Origin of the sequence: Pseudomonas sp. NPDC086566 (genome assembly GCF_050280885.1) — a bacterium.
Lineage (GTDB): Bacteria > Pseudomonadota > Gammaproteobacteria > Pseudomonadales > Pseudomonadaceae > Aquipseudomonas > Aquipseudomonas vlassakiae.
On sequence record NZ_JBNNWD010000011.1, the window covers coordinates 81661 to 101046 of the forward strand.

The 19386-nt window shown below is 63.9% G+C and carries 23 protein-coding genes; 5 read left to right on the forward strand and 18 right to left on the reverse strand.

Annotation, left to right across the window (positions count from 1 at the left end; all coding sequences use genetic code 11):
- Positions 1–22 precede the first annotated feature (22 nt).
- Positions 23–919 (reverse strand): DMT family transporter, encoded by an 897-nt coding sequence (locus tag ACQKPS_RS23425; protein WP_254484393.1) that lies wholly within the window; start codon positions 917–919, stop codon positions 23–25.
- Positions 920–1052: 133 nt separating this feature from the next.
- On the opposite strand from ACQKPS_RS23425, the gene ACQKPS_RS23430 reads away from it, so the two are divergent.
- The 3 genes from ACQKPS_RS23430 to ACQKPS_RS23440 all read left to right on the forward strand — a co-directional run bounded on the left by ACQKPS_RS23430 (position 1053) and on the right by ACQKPS_RS23440 (position 4226).
- Entirely contained in the window at positions 1053–1490 is a 438-nt protein-coding gene (locus tag ACQKPS_RS23430) for an Lrp/AsnC family transcriptional regulator (protein WP_254484391.1), read from the forward strand.
- 458 nt (positions 1491–1948) lie between these two features.
- On the forward strand, positions 1949–3481 hold the full coding sequence (locus tag ACQKPS_RS23435; protein WP_283724961.1) for an NCS1 family nucleobase:cation symporter-1: 1533 nt from the start codon (positions 1949–1951) through the stop codon (positions 3479–3481).
- A gap of 16 nt (positions 3482–3497) precedes the next feature.
- Positions 3498–4226 carry an aspartate/glutamate racemase family protein gene (locus ACQKPS_RS23440; RefSeq protein WP_254484387.1) on the forward strand — a complete coding sequence of 243 codons (729 nt, stop codon included), beginning with the start codon at positions 3498–3500 and terminating at the stop codon, positions 4224–4226.
- Between the two features lie 99 nt (positions 4227–4325).
- On the opposite strand, the gene ACQKPS_RS23445 is transcribed toward ACQKPS_RS23440, so the two are convergent.
- From ACQKPS_RS23445 to ccmA, 17 genes are all read right to left on the reverse strand, one after another.
- Complete coding sequence (locus ACQKPS_RS23445; protein ID WP_427605704.1) at positions 4326–5519, reverse strand: D-amino acid dehydrogenase; 1194 nt, start codon at positions 5517–5519, stop codon at positions 4326–4328.
- A 44-nt stretch (positions 5520–5563) separates the two neighbouring features.
- Entirely contained in the window at positions 5564–6226 is a 663-nt protein-coding gene (locus tag ACQKPS_RS23450) for a histidine phosphatase family protein (RefSeq protein ID WP_283724958.1), read from the reverse strand.
- Between the two features lie 197 nt (positions 6227–6423).
- Complete coding sequence (locus ACQKPS_RS23455; RefSeq protein ID WP_283724957.1) at positions 6424–6909, reverse strand: hypothetical protein; 486 nt, start codon at positions 6907–6909, stop codon at positions 6424–6426.
- A 313-nt stretch (positions 6910–7222) separates the two neighbouring features.
- Positions 7223–7561 (reverse strand): FKBP-type peptidyl-prolyl cis-trans isomerase, encoded by a 339-nt coding sequence (locus ACQKPS_RS23460; protein ID WP_254484381.1) that lies wholly within the window; start codon positions 7559–7561, stop codon positions 7223–7225.
- A gap of 80 nt (positions 7562–7641) precedes the next feature.
- On the reverse strand, positions 7642–8049 hold the full coding sequence (locus tag ACQKPS_RS23465) for a GFA family protein (RefSeq protein ID WP_254484379.1): 408 nt from the start codon (positions 8047–8049) through the stop codon (positions 7642–7644).
- A gap of 75 nt (positions 8050–8124) precedes the next feature.
- Positions 8125–8913 (reverse strand): PhzF family phenazine biosynthesis protein, encoded by a 789-nt coding sequence (locus tag ACQKPS_RS23470; protein WP_254484377.1) that lies wholly within the window; start codon positions 8911–8913, stop codon positions 8125–8127.
- Between the two features lie 42 nt (positions 8914–8955).
- Positions 8956–9894, reverse strand: a complete 939-nt coding sequence (locus ACQKPS_RS23475) for a 2-hydroxyacid dehydrogenase (protein WP_254484375.1) — start codon at positions 9892–9894, stop codon at positions 8956–8958.
- A gap of 99 nt (positions 9895–9993) precedes the next feature.
- On the reverse strand, positions 9994–10413 hold the full coding sequence (locus tag ACQKPS_RS23480) for a hypothetical protein (protein ID WP_254484373.1): 420 nt from the start codon (positions 10411–10413) through the stop codon (positions 9994–9996).
- Between the two features lie 12 nt (positions 10414–10425).
- Entirely contained in the window at positions 10426–11616 is a 1191-nt protein-coding gene (gene ccmI / locus ACQKPS_RS23485; RefSeq protein ID WP_254484371.1) for a c-type cytochrome biogenesis protein CcmI, read from the reverse strand.
- On the reverse strand, positions 11609–12085 hold the full coding sequence (locus tag ACQKPS_RS23490; RefSeq protein ID WP_254484369.1) for a cytochrome c-type biogenesis protein: 477 nt from the start codon (positions 12083–12085) through the stop codon (positions 11609–11611). Before ACQKPS_RS23490 ends, ccmI begins: the two co-directional genes overlap by 8 nt.
- Positions 12082–12618, reverse strand: a complete 537-nt coding sequence (locus ACQKPS_RS23495; protein ID WP_054884165.1) for a DsbE family thiol:disulfide interchange protein — start codon at positions 12616–12618, stop codon at positions 12082–12084. Before ACQKPS_RS23495 ends, ACQKPS_RS23490 begins: the two co-directional genes overlap by 4 nt.
- Positions 12615–14588: a heme lyase CcmF/NrfE family subunit gene (locus ACQKPS_RS23500; RefSeq protein WP_254485543.1), complete on the reverse strand. Its 1974-nt coding sequence runs from the start codon at positions 14586–14588 to the stop codon at positions 12615–12617. The genes ACQKPS_RS23495 and ACQKPS_RS23500 overlap by 4 nt, the downstream gene beginning before the upstream one ends.
- An 11-nt stretch (positions 14589–14599) precedes the next feature.
- Positions 14600–15055 (reverse strand): cytochrome c maturation protein CcmE, encoded by a 456-nt coding sequence (gene ccmE / locus ACQKPS_RS23505; protein ID WP_176506586.1) that lies wholly within the window; start codon positions 15053–15055, stop codon positions 14600–14602.
- A complete protein-coding gene (gene ccmD, locus ACQKPS_RS23510; protein ID WP_079229104.1) occupies positions 15052–15228 on the reverse strand; it encodes a heme exporter protein CcmD in 177 nt (58 codons plus the stop codon). The genes ccmE and ccmD overlap by 4 nt, the downstream gene beginning before the upstream one ends.
- Positions 15225–15992: a heme ABC transporter permease gene (locus tag ACQKPS_RS23515; protein WP_313202092.1), complete on the reverse strand. Its 768-nt coding sequence runs from the start codon at positions 15990–15992 to the stop codon at positions 15225–15227. Before ACQKPS_RS23515 ends, ccmD begins: the two co-directional genes overlap by 4 nt.
- A gap of 45 nt (positions 15993–16037) precedes the next feature.
- Positions 16038–16715, reverse strand: a complete 678-nt coding sequence (ccmB, locus tag ACQKPS_RS23520; RefSeq protein WP_371263234.1) for a heme exporter protein CcmB — start codon at positions 16713–16715, stop codon at positions 16038–16040.
- Entirely contained in the window at positions 16703–17335 is a 633-nt protein-coding gene (ccmA, locus tag ACQKPS_RS23525; protein WP_427605705.1) for a cytochrome c biogenesis heme-transporting ATPase CcmA, read from the reverse strand. The genes ccmB and ccmA overlap by 13 nt, the downstream gene beginning before the upstream one ends.
- Before the next feature lie 132 nt (positions 17336–17467).
- Here ccmA and ACQKPS_RS23530 point away from each other — a divergent pair, with 132 nt between their 5' ends.
- Both ACQKPS_RS23530 and ACQKPS_RS23535 read left to right on the forward strand, forming a co-directional pair.
- Positions 17468–19027 carry a flagellar hook-length control protein FliK gene (locus ACQKPS_RS23530; protein WP_427605706.1) on the forward strand — a complete coding sequence of 520 codons (1560 nt, stop codon included), beginning with the start codon at positions 17468–17470 and terminating at the stop codon, positions 19025–19027.
- Positions 19024–19365, forward strand: a complete 342-nt coding sequence (locus ACQKPS_RS23535) for an EscU/YscU/HrcU family type III secretion system export apparatus switch protein (RefSeq protein ID WP_254484361.1) — start codon at positions 19024–19026, stop codon at positions 19363–19365. The genes ACQKPS_RS23530 and ACQKPS_RS23535 overlap by 4 nt, the downstream gene beginning before the upstream one ends.
- Positions 19366–19386 lie beyond the last annotated feature (21 nt).

The following is a 19386-nucleotide window of genomic DNA, read 5'->3' on the forward strand; positions in this document are numbered from 1 at the left end:
AGCAAGTGAAAAGGCCGCCATTCTACCCCTTGGCCGGTACTTGTGCAGATCGGAACCACCAGCCTTGCTGCATGCCCGCTGCCGCCAGCAGGATCAACGCCACCCCCAGCCACTGCAACGGCGCCAGGCGGTGCCCGAAGGCCACCCAGTCAACCAGGATCGCGGCAATCGGGTAGATGAAAGACAGTGCACCGGTCAACGCCGTCGGCAGGCGCTGGATGGCGCTGTACAGCAGTACATACATCAACCCGGTGTGGACCATGCCCAAGGTCACGAGGCTGGCCAGCGCCGACGGCTCGCCGGGCAGCCCGCCCAACTTCACCCACGGCGCCAGCAACACCACCCCGGTGGCGACCTGGATCAGTGCGATCAGGTGGGGTGGCGTGCCTTTCAGGCGTTTGATGATCAACGCCGCAATCGCATAGAGCAACGCCGCGCCCAGCGCCAGGGCGATACCTTGCAGGTAGTCCTCACCACTGGCCTGCCCCGCGCCATGGGCGCTGACGATCGCCAGCATGCCGAGGAATGCCACACTGAGCCAGGTGACCTTGGCAAGGGTGATCTTCTCGCCCAGAAACAGCGCCGCCAGGCCCACCAGCATGAACGGCTGGACGTTGTATACCGCCGTGCCGATGGCAATCGATGCCCTTGAGTAAGAGGCAAACAGCAACACCCAGTTGCCGACAATGGCCACGCCACTGGCGATGGCAAGCAGCAACGCGGTGCGGGTTATCACACCCGGCTTGAGAAAACCGAACGCCGCGCAGATCACCAGCAAGGTGCCGGTCCCGAACACGCAGCGCCAGAACACCACTTCCAGCACCGGCTGCCCCGACACCAGCACGAACCAGCCGATGGTCCCGGAAATCAGCATGGCAGCGACCATTTCCAGCGAGCCACGGCGTAATGAACTGTCCATCTCACACCTCCCTTGGATGATGGCCCTAGTATGCGGAGGGTCACCCTGTACCTTCCAGCGGATAACCAAGGCGTATCAGCCATTTCACCTTTACTATCAAGGCAACTTTCCTGATTTGCCTGATGAGGTGCGCATGACCGACACCATCGACCAACTGCTGATCAATGCCTTGATGGAAGACTCCCGCCGCTCGCTCAAGGCGTTGGCGCAAATCAGCGGCCTTTCAGCCCCCAGCGTCAGCGAGCGCCTGCGCCGCCTGGAAGAACGCGGTGTGTTGCGCGGCTACACGGTGGAGATCGATCCACGCAGCTTCGGCTACCAGTTGCAGGCGATCGTGCGGATTCGCCCGCTGCCGGGGCAATTACAGGAAGTGGAGCGACAGATCATCGCCATCCCTGAGTTCACCGAGTGCGACAAGGTCACGGGCGAGGACTGTTTCATCGCGCGGCTGCATGTGCGCTCGATGGAGCAACTCGACACCCTGCTCGACCGGATCAATGTGCTGGCCGAAACCAACACCGCGATCATCAAGAAGAGCCCGGTGAAGCGGCGGTTGCCGCCGATGGACTGAGTGTATCCACCCATCTGGTTAATTGACTATTTTTTGTACACAAGAATGTCACCATAGGTGCCATTTTTGTGTGCACTTTTCCAGCTAATGCCCCAATACGTTACACATCCCGCGCCACTAATTCTGACCATATGATCAACTAATCATCCCGTTAAAAATTTAAACCTGTTCGATTGGTCAACTTATATTTCCTTCATTTCAAAAACTTATTTTTTCAGCTGCTTAGATTCAAATTAGTGGCAATCTGAATTTCGTTTTTGTCTGGCATGGAACTCGCTTTTGTGTGCTCGTGTTTTGTATACAAACTTTACGAAACATAAATACACAAGAACTCGCGACGCCGGCCCACCTCCGGCCGCCGCGCCCAGAACCCAGTGATGCCAAGCTGCACCGACGAGATGGCGAGCCCGTGCGCATGCCCGCTCATCGCAGTCCACGTGCATCAGGAGCCTGCCGGAATGAGTACCAGCCTCGACCTTGCCCCTGAACTATCCGTCGCCAGCACCACCCCGTCTTCCACCCTTGCAGGCGATATGCCGCCACTCGGCCTGAGCCCTCGCCTGCATAACCGCGATCTCGCACCCACCCGTATCGAAGGCCGCCGCTGGGGCCGCTACAGCATCTTTGCGCTGTGGACCAACGATGTGCACAACATTGCCAACTACTCCTTTGCCATGGGTTTGTTCGCCCTTGGCCTGGGTGGCTGGCAGATCCTGCTGTCGCTGGCGATCGGCGCGGCACTGGTGTACTTCTTCATGAACCTGTCCGGCTACATGGGGCAGAAGACCGGCGTGCCATTCCCGGTCATCAGCCGCATCGCCTTCGGCATCCACGGCGCACAGATTCCGGCGTTGATCCGCGCGGTGATCGCCATCGCCTGGTTCGGCATCCAGACCTACCTGGCATCGGTGGTACTGCGCGTGCTGCTCACCGCCGTGTGGCCGCAAGTGGCCGCCTACGACCACGACAGCATCCTCGGCCTGTCGAGCCTGGGCTGGGTGTGTTTCGTGGCGATCTGGCTGGTGCAGCTGGTGATCCTCGCCTACGGCATGGAGATGGTGCGCCGTTACGAGGCCTTCGCCGGCCCGGTGATCCTGCTGACCGTGGCCAGCCTGGCAGTGTTCATGTACATCCAGGCCGACGCACGCATCGCCTGGTCGGTGGCCGAGCCGCTGTCCGGCTATGAGATGTGGCGCAACATCTTCGCCGGGGGCGCCCTGTGGCTGGCGATCTACGGCACCCTGGTGCTGAACTTCTGCGACTTCGCCCGCTCCTCGCCGTGCCGCAAAACCATCCGCGTCGGCAACTTCTGGGGCCTGCCGGTGAACATCCTGGTGTTCGCCATGATCACCGTGGTGCTGTGCGGTGCGCAGTTCCAGATCAACGGCCAGATCATCGACAGCCCGACCCAGATCGTCGCCAGCATCCCCAGCACGCCATTCCTGGTGCTTGGCTGCCTGGCGTTCCTGATCGTCACGGTGGCGGTGAACATCATGGCCAATTTCGTCGCGCCCGCCTTCGTGCTGAGCAACCTGGCACCACGCCACCTCAACTTCCGCCGCGCCGGGCTGATCAGCGCGACCCTGGCGGTGCTGATCCTGCCGTGGAACCTCTACAACAGCCCGCTGGTGATCGTCTACTTCCTGTCTGGCCTGGGCGCCCTGCTCGGCCCGCTGTACGGGGTGATCATGGCCGACTACTGGTTGCTGCGCAAAGGCCGCATCAACGTGCCGGAGCTGTACACCGAGCACCCGACCGGCGCCTACCACTACAGCAAAGGCATCAACCTGCGTGCGGTGGCCGCCTTCGTACCGGCAGCACTGCTGGCCATCATCCTGGCCTTGGTGCCGAACTTCCACGGCATTGCGCCGTTTTCCTGGCTGATCGGCGCCGGCATCGCGGCCGCGGTGTACCTGCTGATCGCGCCGCGTAACCGCCAATACCACGATATCAGCGGTGAGTGCATCGCCGTCGACCACAGCAGCCATTGATCAAGGAGGATTGCCCATGCGTATTCTGATTGCCAACGTCAACACCACCGAAGCCATCACCGAAGCGATTGCCGAGCAGGCGCGCAGCGTCGCCGCGCCGGGCACGCAGATCATCGGCCTGACCCCCTGGTTCGGCGCCGAGTCGGTGGAGGGCAATTTCGAGAGCTACCTGGCCGCCATCGCCGTGATGGACCGGGTGCTGGCCTATGACGGCCCGTACGATGCCGTGATCCAGGCCGGCTACGGCGAACATGGCCGCGAAGGCCTGCAGGAGCTGCTCGACGTGCCGGTGGTCGACATCACCGATGCCGCCGCCAGCACCGCCATGTACCTGGGCCATGCCTATTCGGTGGTGACCACCCTGGACCGCACCGTGCCGCTGATCGAAGACCGCCTGAAGCTTTCCGGGCTGTATGACCGCTGTGCTTCGGTGCGCGCCAGTGGCCTGGCCGTGCTGGAGCTGGAAGCGGACCCGCAGCGTGCCGTGGCGGCGATCGTCGAGCAGGCCGAGCGTGCCGTGCGTGACGACAAGGCCGAAGTGATCTGCCTGGGCTGTGGCGGCATGGCCGGGCTGGATGAGCAGATCCGCCAGCGCACCGGGGTGCCGGTGGTCGATGGAGTGAGCGCGGCGGTGACCATTGCCGAGTCGCTGGTGCGGATGGGGCTCAGCACCTCCAAGGTGCGAACCTATGCCACTCCGCGGACCAAGAAAGTGCTGGGCTGGCCGATGAAGTTCGGACGCTAGTGCAGTGTTGACTGTGCCGGCCCTTTCGCGGGTAAACCCGCTCCTACAGTGGTCCACGATACTGTAGGAGCGGGTTTACCCGCGAAAGGGCCGGACCAGTCAACACAGCATCCGAGCCAGTCGCTCCCCGCTGCCACACGCCAGGGTAAACCCCAAGGCCCCATGCCCGAGGTTCAACCACAGGTTGCGATAAGCCGAAGCCCCAACGATGGGCACCCCGGTCGGCGTCGCCGGCCGCATCCCCGCCCACTCCACCGCCGCTGCGTAATCCGCTGCCTGTGGCAAGGTCTCCAGCGCCTGCCGCCGCATGCTGTCGAGCCGGCGCGCATCCACTGTTTCGTCATAGCCAACGATATCCACCATCGCCGCCACCCGCAGCTGCTGGTCGAGCCGGGCATAGACGATCTTGCGCTCGTAGTCCGTGATGCTGATCTCCGGCGCCCGGTGCGCCGCGGCAATCGGCGCCGTCAGGCTGTAGCCCTTGAGCGGGTATACCGGCAGCCGCAACCCCGGTAGTGCCAACCCGGCACTTCGATGGCCGGCGCACAGTACCAGGCGCTCGACGTCCACCCGTTCACGCCCCAGTTGCACCGCCACCACCTGGTCATCACAGCTGATCAGGCGGGTGACCGGGCTGCCAAGCAGGAACCGGCACTGCCCGGATGCGCGCAGACGCTCTGCCAGCCTCTGGCAGAAGCGGTGGCAGTCGGCGACTTCTTCATCCGCAGTCAGCACTGCGCCAATAAAGGGCGAGTCGGCCAACGCCGGCTCCAGCGCCCTGACTTCGCTGGCACCGAGCACCCGTTGACGATCGGGGTCGAGCAGATGCTCCCGGCCATGGGCGAACGCCCGCTCACTGCGAAATGCCACCAGCTTGCCGTTCTGCCGCCAGGCGAAGTCACTCAGCCCGTCGTCTTCACGCCAGCGTTTCAGGGTGGCCTGGCTGTGCAAGGCCAAGTCGAGCAGCTGCGCGGCGTTACGCCGATTGACGCTGCTGCGGCAAGCCATCACGAACTCCAGCAACCAGCGCCATTGGGCAGGGTCCAGGCGCAAACGCAGGCGCAGCGGCGAGTCGCCGCGCAACAGCCAGCCAAGTGCCTGCCACGGCACACCGGCATCGGCCAACGGCGCTACATACCGATAGGAAAGCTGCCCGCCATTGGCGAAGCTGGTCGCCGAAGCCAACTGGTCTCGCGCCTCGACCAGCACCACCGACAGGCCTTCGCGCACCAGCGCATAAGCCGTCGCCAGGCCGACCACGCCACCGCCAATCACTGTCACCCGCTGCGTCATTGTTCATCCCTGTCTGGCTTCCCTGCCACGACAGTAGCAGCGGATCAGGTCGGGCAGCTATGGGCACCGCCATTCAGGCCCTGGCGAACGTTACGGCTGAGCAGGCTGGCCTTGCCGTCGTGCCAGGTCAGGGTAAGGACGTAGAGGGTGTCGAAATCGTCGCCATTCCAGTCTTCGGTGATCACCCGCTCATCGCCCAACGCCTTGCCGGCCACGGTGTTGATCAACTCCGGCAGATAGCCGTGGGACCAGGCGGTGTAGACCGTGGCATTGCGGTACTTGTCGCTGAGCAGTTCATCGGCGAGTGCGTCGGTGTCGTTGGCAGCGAAGTCGATGTTGACTGGCAAACCCAGGCGGATGGCGCTCGGGGTGATGGTCATCAACGGGCGAATGTAGCTGTAGCTCTGGTCCTGGCTGCCTTCCTCGACATGCCGCGAAGGGTTGGCCGCGAACACGTAATCCGCCTTGCCGAAACGCTCTGGCAACAAGGTGGCCAGGTCCAGCGCGCGGTTGAGCCCCTGGCAGTTCAATTGCCCCAGGCCTTCACCAGGCTTCTCGGCATGGCGCAGGAACACCAGCGTCTGGGTGCCGTCGACCGGTTGAGCGCGGCTTTCGACCACTTCCAGTGCCAGCGGCACAGCCGCGGCGACGAGGGCCAGGCTGAGCAACAAGTGGCGGCGACGTCGAAGGAAAGATGGCAATCTCATGTAGGGAGGCTCTTGTGGCAGAAGTCTTGAATACCCGCCACATTGCCCCGCAGCCCGTGCCGCAGGGCATCCGTGTTGGTGATTGCCATCCCTGGCAACGAGCAGGACTCAGAGTGCCCTTTGCCCGTTTGGTTCCTCCCTGAGTGTGGATGCCGTTCCCTGGGCAAGGATTACGTTAGAGCAGGCGTGTTGCGGAATTATGTCGAGTGCGAATCGGTGATGACTACATCGAAGACCTGCTCGATCACCTGTTTCGGCCCCTGGTTGAGACTCCAGGTAAAGAATACGAGGAACCCGAGCAAGAAGACGAAGAGAACCGAGCCGACAAGACTCTGAGCGACGCCCGGCCAAAATCCAGGCTTGGCATTTCTGATTTCGTTGCTGGCCTTTTCGGAGTAGTAGCGATCGAGTTCAGCAGCCTGGGTGGCAATAGATGCGTCCAGGAACCCTTGAACAAGCTGGCTCGCCTGATTGCGATAGCTTTCCAGCTGGATAGGGCTGTTACTGACATCGTGAAACGGAGCCAGATCCATGTCTTTCGGTTCTCTGTCGTGCTTGTCTTTGAAGGACTGGATGAACTCGATTTTTTGTCGCTTGTATAACGAGTAGGCAATGATCCCGAGCGTATCCTGGTCACTCTCCACAAGGACCGAGTAAATGTGGTTGTAACAACCATCGGCCATGGGGCTGTTACTCCTTGCGTAGGCGACCATGTGCGTTTTCAAATGCAGCGTTCAGCTCCGAACGGGTTTTTCGGGTGCTGGTTATGATACCTGTAAGCTCTCGTGGTAAAGGGATTTCCATACGGCCACCCGAAGCCACCAGCAGAGCGTTAGCTTCGCGAATTACTTTCGAGGAAAAATGCGATTTCATGGGCATGCCACCCTCTTGATTCGTTGAGGGGTTCAAGGGTAGTCGTCTGTCGAAAACACCACAATCAGATGAAAGCCAACAGATCGTGTAGTCCTTTTCCGCCCTCTGTAGGACGCAAACGAGTCAATCATCCCGCGTCAGCACTTCGAGCAACTCGATCTCGAAGGTCAGATCCGAATTCGGCGGTATCGCCCCCACGCTGCGCTCGCCATACCCCAGGTGCGCCGGCACCTGCAGCTTGCGCTTGCCCCCCACGCGCATACCCATCAGCCCCTGGTCCCAGCCTTTGATGACACGCCCGGTGCCAATCACGCACTGGAAGGGTTTGCCGCGCGACCACGACGAGTCGAACTCGCTGCCGTCGGCCAGCCAGCCGGTGTACTGAGTGGTGATCAGGGCGCCTTTGACGGCGGTCTTGCCGTCGCCTTCGACGAGGTCGGTGATCTGCAGTTCGCTGCTCATGGGCATGCTCCAACACTGAAATTCAAGGGCGCCCTTTTCTCAGGAATGCACGGGTTTAGCAAGTTCGCATGAACAATGGCTCAGCCAAGCTGCTCGAACGCTTGCTCGCCGGTCAGCTCCTTGGTCTGGTTGGCGAAGCAATACCAGGCAGGCTTCTGTTCGACGAAAATCTGCAGGTCGAAATCCCACGCCTCATCGCCATCCAGCAGGCCTACCGGAACCGCATAGTGGTCCTTGTCCTTGAGCCGGTAATACAGGTGCGTGCCACAACCGCTGCAAAAACCACGCTGGGCCCACTCGGACGAGTTGTAGACCGCCGGTGCCCGCCCTTCGAAGACCGGCGCCCGGCTGCAATCCACGACCAGCAGCGGACCACCGGTCCACTTGCGGCACATGCTGCAATGGCAGGCGCTGATATGGGTATTGTCGACAGTGGCGCGCAGGCGGGTTTCACCGCACAGGCAGCTACCGCTTTTTTCCAGGGTCATGATCGGGCTCCTTGCTGGTTGGGCCAGCAAGTATAGATCGGGCCCTGCCACAGGGCCGCTGCTCCACGGGTTCGATCAGATGAACACGCTGCCGCGCAGGTACAACGCCGCACGCCCGCTGATGATCACCCGGCCATTGCCAGGCACTTCACAGTGCAGCTGCCCCTTGCGCGCCCCGCCCTGCTCGCAGCTCAGCGACGACTTGCCCAGTCGTTCGGCCCACAACGGTGCCAGCGAGGTGTGCGCCGAGCCGGTTACCGGGTCTTCATTGACGCCGACCCGCGGGCCGAACCAGCGGGTGACGAAGTCGAAACCACGGCCAGCGGCAGTGACCGCGATGCCACGCACGTCAAATGCCGACAAGGCGACGAAATCGGGGTTCAGCGGCGCGAGCAGCGCAGCGTCATCAACCACCACCACATAGTCGTCGGAGCGATAAACCGCCTCGGCAGCGTCCAGGCCCAGCGCCTCCAGCAAACCGGCCGGCACCTCCACCGCTCGCGGCTGTTTGGCCGGGAAGTCCATCGCCAGCAGCCCGCCGGCACCGCGGCTGACCCGCAGCTCGCCACTGCGGGTGTTGAAGCGCAGCACTTCGGCTTGCTCACCCAGCTGCTCGAACAGTACATAGGCAGCGGCCAGTGTGGCATGGCCGCACAGGTCGACCTCGACGGTGGGGGTGAACCAGCGCAGGTCGAACGTTGCGCCATTGCGTACGAAGTAGGCTGTTTCCGACAGGTTGTTCTCTTCGGCGATGCGTTGCAGCACGTCGTCCGGCAACCAGCTGTGCAACGGGATCACCGCCGCCGGGTTACCACCAAAAGGCTCGGCGGAGAAGGCATCGACCTGGAAAATTTCGAGTTGCATCAAACGCTCCTTGTGATCCGGCCATGCCGGGGTATTGAAGGGTTATGCTCGGACTGGCGTGAGTACCGGTTCGCCGGCGAAGAAGGCCTGCAGGTTGCGCAACACCAAGGTCACGGTGTCGCGTGCGGCCTCGGGCGACTGGCCGGCCACATGAGGCGTGAGCACGGTATTGCCGAGGGCCTTGAGGGCATCTGGCACGGCCGGCTCGTCATCGAACACATCGAGCGCTGCGCCCGCCAGGCGGCCTTGTTCAAGGGCGGAGACCAGGGCCTGGGTGTCGACTACGCTGGCCCGGGCGATATTGACCAGATACCCCTCTGCGCCCAGCGCCTCGAGTACCCGGGCATCGACCAGGTTACGGGTAGTGGCGCCACCGGGGGTGGCCACGACCAGGATGTCGACGGCGTCGGCCAGGTGTAACGGGCTGTCGTACCAGGTGTAAGGCACGTCCGTACGCGGAGTGCGGCTGTGGTAGCTGATGTTCATGTCGAAGCCCAGGCTGGCGCGCTTGGCGATGGCCTGGCCAACCGCGCCGAGGCCCAGCAGGCCCAGGCGCTTGCCGCTGACCGAGGGGCTGATCACCCGGTTCCACTCGCCACGACGGGTGCTGGCGTCGGCGCGAGGAATATCGCGCAACAGCGCAAGCAGCATGGCCATGGTGTGGTCGGCAACAGCCGCGGCATTGGCGCCAGCGCCATTGGTGACGGTGATGCCGCGGGCCGCAGCGGCGGCCAGGTCGACCTGCTCGTAGCCCGCACCGATCACACAGATGATCTGCAGCTTGGGCAAGGTGGCGATTTCAGCAGCGGTCAGGCCCAACGGCCCCCGGGTCAGCACGGCGTCAATCTCGCCGGCATGGCGCTGGATGGCGTCGCTGCGCATCTGCGGGGACGGGGCACGAATCAGGCGGTAGCCGGCCTGTTCGAGCAATGGCAGATAATCGTCGACGGTTTCTACCAGTACCAGGACTGTCTTGCGCATGCCACCTCCGAGTCAATTCGAAGGGGCATTATGCGGAGTCACCAGCCAGTACAGTCAACTGAAATATCCAACTGAAACTGTACTGTACCGGCCTACAGGTTACTGCCCGTAGGCTCGACCCAACCCACCCGGCACACCACTGCTGTCAGTCTCCTGCCATGGCCCATCCGGGCTCAGCGACCAGCTCCATCCATTGTCATAGCGGTAATAGGTACGCTGCCGATAAAAGACATTGGTCTTTTTCTCCAGCACATAAACCCCGAGCTTCGGATCCCAGTGGCTGGCTCCACCCGGTGGCGGTGCGAAACTCGCGGAAGTGCGCGGCATCGGCTTGGGGATCGCCGCAGGCTTGCTCGGCTGCGTCGATGGCTGCCCGCCGGGCAACGGCTTCACCGCAGGCCCCTGGTGCGGTGGCACGGTCTCGATCGGTGGCGACGGCTGCTCGTATGGCTGCTGCGAGGTACACGCGGACAAACCCAGGGCCAGGGTAATCAGGGTCAGGCGGACGGCGCTATGCATGGCGTTGCTCTCTTACTGGTCTGGGCTGTCGATGGTCAGGTGCTGGGTAGCCTGAGTGGTGTTGGCCAGCGGCGCGCCCTGGCCGATCCATTCGCCGCGGGTCGGCTGACCGGCGCGCGATACGCGTGCAACCAGTTGGACTTCGGCGAACTGGGACAGTTTCATCTGCGGCAGCATAGCGTCAGCATCGGACAATTCCACTTCCAGCGGCAATTGCGCCACGGTGACCCGTTTGGCCGCCAGCGGCATGGGCGGGCCGTTGCTGGCACGGGCAAAGATGAACACGGTGTCGTCAGGCTTGACCTTGTCCTTGAGCGCCGCCGCCAGCTCCACCCGCACCTTCAGGCGGGCTGCCGCTGTGGCCTGCGGTTTGCCGCCGGTGCTGCCCAGGCGTTCTGCCGCACGGTCGATGCCGCCTTGCAGTGCCGCCCGCGAGGCATCGCCCTCTGGCAGCTGCGCCAGCAAGCGGTTCCAGTAGTCGATGGCTGCCTGGTAGCGCTCGCCTTCGAAGGCGGCAATGCCCCGCAGGCCAAGGCTGGTGACTTCATTCGGGTCGGCCTTGAGTGCTTCGTCGGTCAGCGCCTGCACCTGCGGGCTCCATTTCTTGTCTGCCGCAAAATAGAGAGCCTGTGCCCACTGGCCCAGCAGCTCGGGCTGGCGACCGGCCAAGGCGACAGCGCGCTCGTAGGCGCGTGCCGCGTCGGCAGGACGCTGCTGGGCCATATAGGCGCGACCAAGGAAGTACAGGCCTTCAGCCGAGTCGGGCTGAGCCTCCACGGCACGCTCCAGGCGCGTGGTCATTTCGTCCATCGTCTTCGGTGCAGCGGCGAATTCCTGGGTCAGCTCGACCTTGTCCGCCGCACCGAAGTGCAGGTACAGCCCGAGTGCCAGCAACGGCACCAGCACTGCCGCCAACAAGGGCAGGGCCCTGCCCAGGTGGCCCTGACGCACGGGTTCCGCACCCTCTGTGTCAGCCAGCAGCTCACGCGCCGCCTCATCGCGGCCCTTGGCCATTTGCGCCTCGTCGAGCAGGCCGGCCGCCTGCTGGGCGGCCAGCTCGGCGACGCGTTCCTGATACAGCGCGACGTTCAATGCAGTGCGGCCTTCTTCCTGCTGCTGGCGGCGGCCACGCAGGATCGGGATCAGCAAAAAGCCGAGGGCGGCGAGCAGCAGCAGGCCCGCGCTAAGCCAGAATTCAGTCATGGGTCTGTTCTTTTTCCAGCAGTTTGGCGAGACGCTCGCGTTCTTCGACGGACAGTTCCTGGGCAGCCTGGGTCGCCGGGCCACGGCGACGGCGGACAATCACCGCCAGCACCACGAAACCACCGGCCAACAAGATGCCCGGGCCGAACCAAAGCAGCCAGGTGCGGCTGCTGAGCGCCGGCTTGTAGCGCACAAAGTCGCCGTAGCGGTCGACCATGAAATCGACGATCTGCTGGTTGCTCTTGCCTTCGCCGAGCATGCGGAAGATCTCGCGGCGCAAGTCGGCGGCGATCGGTGCGTTGGAATCGGCGATGTCCTGGTTCTGGCACTTGGGGCAGCGCAGTTCCTTGGTCAGTTGCTGGTAACGCTCGCGCTCGGCGTCATCACGGAACTGGTAGGTATCGATAGCCGCCTTGGCCACACCGGCCAGGCTCATGCCCAGTACGGCGGCTGCCAGCCAGCGCCTCATGGCGTGGCCTCGTCGACCAGCCCCTGGTACAGCGGCGCCAGCTGCTGGCGCCAGACGTCGGCGTCGACGATGCCGACGTGCTTGTAGCGGATGATGCCCTTGGCGTCGATAAGGAAAGTTTCCGGCGCGCCGTACACGCCCAGGTCCAGCCCCAGGCTGCCCTGCTCGTCACGGATATCCAGCTGGTAGGGGTTGTGGAACTCGGCCAGCCACTTCTGCGCGGCCGCGTTGTCATCCTTGTAGTTGATGCCGTGGATTACCACGCCCTGCTGGGCCAGCTGGTTCAGGTACGGGTGCTCGATCTTGCACGACGGGCACCAGGTGGCCCACACGTTGACCAACGCCGGCCGGCCATGCAGGTCAGCCTGGGTCAGGTTGCGGTCACCCTGGGTGGATGCCAGGGCGAACGCCGGGAACGGTTTGCCGATCATCGCCGACGGCAGCTCGTCAGGCTTGAGGAACAGCCCCTTGTAAAGGAATACCGCCATCAGCAGGAATACCGCCAGTGGCACGACCATGATCCAACGCTTCATGCAACAGCTCCAGACACGCCAAGGGCTTCACGCACCCGGGTCTTGACCTTGACGCGGTAGCGCCGGTCGAAGGCCGCCAGCAACCCACCCAGGCCGGTCAGCAGACCGCCCAGCCAGATCCAGCGGACGTAAGGCTTGATGTGTACGCGCACTGCCCAGGCGCCGTTTTCCAGCGGTTCACCCAGGGCAACGTACAGGTCACGGGTGAAGCCGGCATCGATGCCGGCCTCGGTCATCATCGACTGCTGCACGGTGTACAGGCGTTTCTCCGGGTGCAAGGTCGTCACTTCACGGCCGTCGCGGGTGACGACGATGGTGCCCTTGTCGGAGATGAAGTTCGGCCCCTCGAAGTGCCTGGCGCCCTCGAACAGGAAGTGATAACCCCCCAGCTCGACGCTCTCGCCCGGCGCCATGCGCAGGTCGCGCTCGGCGCTGTTGTTGCTCGACAGCACCACGCCCAGGGCACACACCGCCAGGCCCAGGTGCGCCAACTGCATGCCCCAGTAGCTGCGGGTCAGGCCACGCACACCCTTGGCCAAGCCCTTGTGGCGGGTCTTGTCGACGATGTCGCGCAGACCGCCCAGCACCACCCACGCCGCCAGGGCGAAGGCGCTCAGGACCGGCCAGTCGAGATCGTCGACGATCAGGCCAGCGATCGGCGCCAGCACCGCGCTGCCGATCAGCACCGGGGTCATCATGTTCGCCAGCCATTTGCCGGGGGTGTCCTTCCAGCGCACCACCACACCCACGCTCAGCACCCCCATCAGCAGTGCCATCAGCGGCAGGAACAGGGCATCGAAGTAAGGGGGGCCGACCGACAGCTTGGCGCCGGTCAGGGCATCGAGCACCAGCGGGTACAGTGTGCCCAGCAGGATCATCGAAGCGGCCACCACCAGGATCAGGTTGTTGGCCAGCAGCAGTGTCTCGCGCGACCACAGGGCAAAGCCGACCTGGCTCTTGACCACCGGGGCGCGCAGGGCGAACAGGGTCAGCGAGCCACCGACCACGAACAGCAGGAAGATCAGGATGAACACGCCACGCGCAGGGTCGGCAGCGAACGCATGCACCGAGGTCAGCACCCCGGAACGAACCAGGAAGGTCCCCAGCAGGCTCAGCGAGAACGCGGCAATCGCCAGCAGCACGGTCCAGCTCTTGAACACCCCGCGTTTTTCCGTCACCGCCAGCGAGTGGATCAGCGCGGTACCCACCAGCCAGGGCATGAACGAGGCGTTCTCCACCGGGTCCCAGAACCACCAGCCGCCCCAGCCCAGTTCGTAGTAGGCCCACCACGAACCCAGGGTGATACCCACGCCCAGGAAGGCCCAGGCGACAATGGTCCAGGGCCGCGACCAGCGCGCCCAGGCTGCGTCCAGCCGCCCGCCGAGCAGCGCGGCAATGGCAAAGGCGAAGGCCACCGAGAAGCCCACATAACCCATGTACAGCATCGGCGGATGGACGATCAGGCCGAAGTCCTGCAACAACGGGTTGAGGTCACGGCCATCGGTCGGCACCTGCGGCAGCAGGCGCTGGAACGGGTTGGAGGTAATGATCAGGAAGCTCAGGAAACCGACGCTGATCATGCCCATCACCGCCAGCACGCGGGCCAGCATCACCTGCGGCAACTGGCGCGAGAAGATCGACACGGCAAAGGTCCAGCCTCCGAGGATCAGCGCCCACAGCAACAGCGAGCCCTCGTGCGCGCCCCAGACCGCGCTGAACTTGTAGTACCACGGCAAGGCGCTGTTGGAGTTGCTGGCCACGTAGGCGACCGAGAAGTTGTCGGTCATGAACGCATGGGTAAGGCAGGCAAAGGCAAAGGCCAGGAAGCTGAACTGGCCCCAGGCGGCCGGGCGTGCCAGGCTCATCCACAAGCTGTCACCGCGCCAGGCACCAAGCAGCGGCACCGTGGCCTGCACGGCAGCGAAGCAGATCGCCAGGATCATCGCCAGCTGGCCGAGTTCAGGGATCACCAGGGCTGCATTCATGGCCTGGCCTCCGCACCGCTGGCCGCCTGGCCGCTTTCCTTCAAGGCCTTGGTGACCTCCGGTGGCATGTACTTCTCGTCGTGCTTGGCCAGCACTTCGTCGGCCACTACCACGCCGTCGCCGTTGAGCTTGCCGAGGGCGACGATGCCCTGCCCTTCACGGAACAGGTCAGGCAAGATGCCGCGGTAAGTGATGGGCACCGACTTGTTGAAATCAGTGACCACGAAGCGCACGTCGAGCGAGTCGGAGGAACGCTGCACCGACCCCTTCTCGACCATGCCCCCGGCACGAATGCGCGTGTCCAGCGGCGCTTCGCCGTTGGCGATCTGGGTCGGGGTGTAGAACAGGTTGATGTTCTGCTGCAGCGCGCTCAAGGCAAAGCCGACGGCAACCGCTACCCCGGCCAGCAGGCCGAGGATGATGAACAGGCGTTTCTTGCGCTGCGGATTCACTGGTTGTTCTCCCGGCGCAAACGGCGCGCCTCATCTTGCAGGTAGCGACGGCGGGCCAGCACCGGCGCAGCGACATTCAGCGCCAGCACCGCCAGGCAGATGCCGTAGGCCGACCAGACATACAGGGCATGATGGCCCATGGCGAGGAAATCGCCGAAGGAAGCGAAACTCATCGCGCGGCCCTCCGCCCCAGGCAGTTCAACACTTCATCCTTGACCCAACTGGCGCGTGCCTCGCGCTTGAGCACTTCAAGGCGCATGCGCAGCAGCAGCACTGCACCGAAGAAACAGTAGAAGCCCAGCGCCGTGCACAGCAGCGGCAGCCACATCTCGGCCGGCATCGCCGGTTTTTCGGTGAGGGTAAAGGTCGCGCCCTGATGCAACGTGTTCCACCACTCCACCGAGTACTTGATGATCGGAATGTTGATCACGCCGACGATGGCCAGCACCGCGCAGGCCTTGGCCGCGCTGTCGCGGTTACTGATGGCCTGGCCCAGGGCAATGATGCCGAAGTACAGGAACAGCAGGATCAGCATCGACGTCAGCCGTGCATCCCAGACCCACCAGCTGCCCCAGGTCGGCTTGCCCCAGATGGCCCCGGTGACCAGCGCCACGGCGGTCATCCAGGCGCCGATGGGCGCTGCGCATTGCAGGGCCACATCGGCCAGCTTCATCTTCCACACCAGCCCCACCACACCGGCCACTGCCAGCAGCACATAGCAGGACTGCGCCAGCATCGCCGCCGGCACGTGGATATAGATGATGCGGAAGCTATTGCCCTGCTGGTAGTCCTGCGGCGCGAAGGCCAGGCCCCAGACCACGCCGGTCAACAGCAGCAGTACGGCGGAAACGGCCAGCCATGGCAGCATGCGGCCGCTGATGGCATAGAACCATTTCGGCGAACCCAGTTTGTGGAACCACGTCCAGCTCATTTTCATCAGGTACATCCAGGGTATTAGCCGGGCTTGAGAGCCCGGGACTCGTTATTCGCCGACGCTGATCTTCAGCCCGGCCGCTATCGCAAAGGGTGCCAGGGTAACTGCCAGGGCCGTCAGGCTGGCGAGCCAGAGCAAATGGCCGGTGGCAGGCATATTCTGCAATGCTGCCTGCAACGCACCACTGCCCAGGATCAATACAGGGATATACAACGGCAGAATCAGCAGCGCCAGTAACAAACCACCGCGCTTGAGGCCGACCGTCAGCGCAGCGCCAACAGCGCCCAGCAGGCTCAACACCGGCGTGCCCAGCAGCAGTGAACCAAGCAGCACCGGCAGGCAGTGGCTGGGCAAGCCCAGCATCAGCGCCAGCAATGGCGCCAACAATACCAGCGCCAGCCCGGAAAAGATCCAGTGCGCCAGGACCTTGGCCAGCACCAGCATGGCCAGCGGGTGCGGTGACAGCACCCACTGCTCCAGCGAACCGTCCTCGAAATCGCTGCGGAACAGGCCGTCGAGCGACAGCAGCACGGCAAGGAGGGCCGCGACCCAGACCAGGCCAGGCGACAAGGTTTGCAACAATTGGCTTTCCGGGCCAACCGCCAGCGGGAACAGCGCCACGACGATGGCGAAGAACACCAGCGGGTTGGCCAGCTCCGCAGGGCGGCGGAACAGCAGGCGTGCTTCACGGCGCAGCAACAGGATGAATACGCTCATGCCGCCCATTGCCCCAGGTTGAGTTCCCGGTAGCCGGACGGCTTGCGCTCCAGCGAGTGGTGCGTCGTCAGCACCACCGTGCCACCCTGTTCGCAGTGGGCGGCCAGGTGCGCTTCGAGCTGGGCCACGCCCTGCTTGTCGAGGGCGGTGAAGGGTTCGTCGAGGATCCACAGCGGCGGGCTGTCCAGGTACAGCCGGGCCAGGGCCACGCGGCGCTGCTGGCCAGCGGACAGGGTATGGCAGGGAACGTCTTCGAAACCGCGCAAGCCGACCGCTTCGAGCGCCGACCAGATGGCGTCCGGGGTAGCCGGTTGGTGCAAGGCACAGAGCCAGGTGAGATTCTCCTGCGCCGTGAGCAGGTCCTTGATACCCGCAGCGTGGCCGATCCACAGCAGGATGCTGGCCAGGGCATGGCGCTGGTCGCCAAGCGGCTGGCCACCCAGCAGGATCTGCCCGGCAGTCGGCTGCATCAGCCCGGCCAACAGGCGCAGCAGGCTGGTCTTGCCACTGCCGTTGGGGCCGCTGATCTGCAGCATGTCGCCGGGGCGCAGCTGGAAATCGAGGTGCTCGAACAGCAGGCGCCAGTCGCGCTCGCAGGCCAGGCCCACGGCTTGGAGGTGAAGGGTCACGGGTTCGCCTTATCTATATGCTTCTCAAGTCGCCCACCTCGCTGCCGTTATACTGGCAGTGACAGGCGGCAGGCATTATTACACGTGCTGCCACGCTGCCAAGAGGGCGGGCTCCACAGGTTGTATACAATCATGACTGAAATCAATAGTCTCGGCGCACAAACCGCGATCAATCCGCAAGCGATCAAGGCCCAGCTGACCGGTGAACTGCTCAACCTGACCCAGGCGCAGCCGGGCCTGCTAAAGCCAGGCGAAACCGCTCAGGCCGAAGTGCTGACGATGCGCCAGAGTGGCAGTACCTTCCAGCTGGTGCTGCAAGTGATCCAGGCCAGCGGCAGCCGTACACAGGTCCAGGCCACTGCCAACCAGCCGATCCCGCCAGGCAGTCAGTTCACCGTCAGCCAGCCGGAGAGCAATCGCCTGGCCGTCATGGTGCAACAAGCCAACGCCAGCAACATCGCCACCCTCACCCAACTGGACACCAGCAAGGTACCGGTCGGTACCCTGCTGCAGGGCAAGGTCCTGACGAACCAGGCGCTGCCCCAACCTGTGGGTGAAGCGCTCACCTTCCGCTCGCTGGTCAGTTTGCTCAATACCGCTCAGGCCGGCGCCACTTTGGCCGTCGACAGCCCGCGCCCGTTGCCGATCGGCAGCCTGCTCAGCGCCCTGGTGCAAGGCGACCAGTCGCTGCGGTTCGTGCCGCTCAGTGGGCGTCAGGAGCAATTGAACATCGCCCAGCAGTTGCTTGCCCAGCAAGGCCGCCAGGCTTCCTTGCCCGGCCTGCTCAGTGCGCTGCAGCAGATTGCCAACAGCCCGAACAGCGACAGCGGCCTGCGCAACACCGCCAACAGCCTGTTGACCAACCTGCCGGATGCCCGCCAACTCAGTGACGGCAAAGCCCTCGCCCAGGCCCTGAGCAACAGCGGGACCTTCCTTGAGGCCAAGATGCTCGGCGGCCTTGGCGCCAACGTGGCCACCGACCTCAAGGCGCAACTGGTCAGGCTGGTGGCGCAGGCTTCGATGACTGCCCCCAGCGGCCCCATGATCGCCCCCACCACCCTGGCCCAGGCACTGCCGGCCATGGCCCGCAGTGCCTTGGGCATGCTCGACCGGGTCACCCCGAGGACACCACCAGGGGCCTTCCCGCTGCCCTCACGGCTGCTGCAGGCCATGGAAAACGAAGGTGACCTGCAACAGCTGCTGCGCCTGGCCGCCGCCGCCATTTCGCGCTTGCAGAGCCACGCCCTGAGCAGCCTGCAGCAGTCCGGCACGCTGGAAAACGGCAACCTGCAGACCACCTGGCAAACCGAAGTGCCGATCCGCCACGGCCAGGAGTTCATCCCCCTGCAGGTGAAGCTGCAGCGCGAAGAAACCCCGGAGCAACAGGCCGAACGCCAGCAGCGTGAGCAGCAGGACCCGCTGCAGGCACTATGGCGGATCGACCTGGCGTTCGACCTGGCGCCCCTGGGGCCGTTGCAGGTTCAGGCGCAACTGAGCCAGGGGCGTCTGTCCGGCCAGCTGTGGGCCGAGCGCGAACAGACCGCGCGGCTGATCGACAGCCAGCTCAGTGCGCTGCGCGAACGCCTGCTGGCCCGTGGCCTGGAAGTCGGCGACCTGGAATGCCACCCCGGCATTCCGCCGCAGGGCCTGCGCACGCGGGTCGAACAACGCTGGGTGGATGAAACTGCATGAGCAACAAGCAACCGCGCCAGGCCATCGCCCTGAACTACGACGGGCAGCAGGCGCCCACGCTGACGGCCAAGGGCGACGACGAGCTGGCCGAAGCCATCCTGGCCCTGGCCCGCGAACATGAAGTACCGATCTATGAGAACGCCGAACTGGTGCGCCTGCTGGCGCGCCTGGAACTGGGCGAGCAGATCCCCGAAGCGCTGTACCTGACCATCGCCGAAATCATCGCCTTTGCCTGGCAACTGCGCGGCAAGGTGCCGTTTGGTTTCGACGACGAGCCAGCTGGCGAACGGGACATCACACCCGAGCACCTGTACCTGCCACCTCGGCACGACCTGTAGATATCTACCGCCAGTAACCGG

Coding starts and splice junctions, on each gene's coding strand:
- ACQKPS_RS23425 (WP_254484393.1), bottom strand. CDS start 919: ATGGACAGTTCATTACGCCGTGGCTCGCTGGAAATGGTCGCTGCCATG.
- ACQKPS_RS23430 (WP_254484391.1), top strand. CDS start 1,053: ATGACCGACACCATCGACCAACTGCTGATCAATGCCTTGATGGAAGAC.
- ACQKPS_RS23435 (WP_283724961.1), top strand. CDS start 1,949: ATGAGTACCAGCCTCGACCTTGCCCCTGAACTATCCGTCGCCAGCACC.
- ACQKPS_RS23440 (WP_254484387.1), top strand. CDS start 3,498: ATGCGTATTCTGATTGCCAACGTCAACACCACCGAAGCCATCACCGAA.
- ACQKPS_RS23445 (WP_427605704.1), bottom strand. CDS start 5,519: ATGACGCAGCGGGTGACAGTGATTGGCGGTGGCGTGGTCGGCCTGGCG.
- ACQKPS_RS23450 (WP_283724958.1), bottom strand. CDS start 6,226: ATGAGATTGCCATCTTTCCTTCGACGTCGCCGCCACTTGTTGCTCAGC.
- ACQKPS_RS23455 (WP_283724957.1), bottom strand. CDS start 6,909: ATGGCCGATGGTTGTTACAACCACATTTACTCGGTCCTTGTGGAGAGT.
- ACQKPS_RS23460 (WP_254484381.1), bottom strand. CDS start 7,561: ATGAGCAGCGAACTGCAGATCACCGACCTCGTCGAAGGCGACGGCAAG.
- ACQKPS_RS23465 (WP_254484379.1), bottom strand. CDS start 8,049: ATGACCCTGGAAAAAAGCGGTAGCTGCCTGTGCGGTGAAACCCGCCTG.
- ACQKPS_RS23470 (WP_254484377.1), bottom strand. CDS start 8,913: ATGCAACTCGAAATTTTCCAGGTCGATGCCTTCTCCGCCGAGCCTTTT.
- ACQKPS_RS23475 (WP_254484375.1), bottom strand. CDS start 9,894: ATGCGCAAGACAGTCCTGGTACTGGTAGAAACCGTCGACGATTATCTG.
- ACQKPS_RS23480 (WP_254484373.1), bottom strand. CDS start 10,413: ATGCATAGCGCCGTCCGCCTGACCCTGATTACCCTGGCCCTGGGTTTG.
- ccmI (WP_254484371.1), bottom strand. CDS start 11,616: ATGACTGAATTCTGGCTTAGCGCGGGCCTGCTGCTGCTCGCCGCCCTC.
- ACQKPS_RS23490 (WP_254484369.1), bottom strand. CDS start 12,085: ATGAGGCGCTGGCTGGCAGCCGCCGTACTGGGCATGAGCCTGGCCGGT.
- ACQKPS_RS23495 (WP_054884165.1), bottom strand. CDS start 12,618: ATGAAGCGTTGGATCATGGTCGTGCCACTGGCGGTATTCCTGCTGATG.
- ccmD (WP_079229104.1), bottom strand. CDS start 15,228: ATGAGTTTCGCTTCCTTCGGCGATTTCCTCGCCATGGGCCATCATGCC.
- ACQKPS_RS23515 (WP_313202092.1), bottom strand. CDS start 15,992: ATGAAAATGAGCTGGACGTGGTTCCACAAACTGGGTTCGCCGAAATGG.
- ccmB (WP_371263234.1), bottom strand. CDS start 16,715: ATGGGCGGCATGAGCGTATTCATCCTGTTGCTGCGCCGTGAAGCACGC.
- ACQKPS_RS23530 (WP_427605706.1), top strand. CDS start 17,468: ATGACTGAAATCAATAGTCTCGGCGCACAAACCGCGATCAATCCGCAA.
- ACQKPS_RS23535 (WP_254484361.1), top strand. CDS start 19,024: ATGAGCAACAAGCAACCGCGCCAGGCCATCGCCCTGAACTACGACGGG.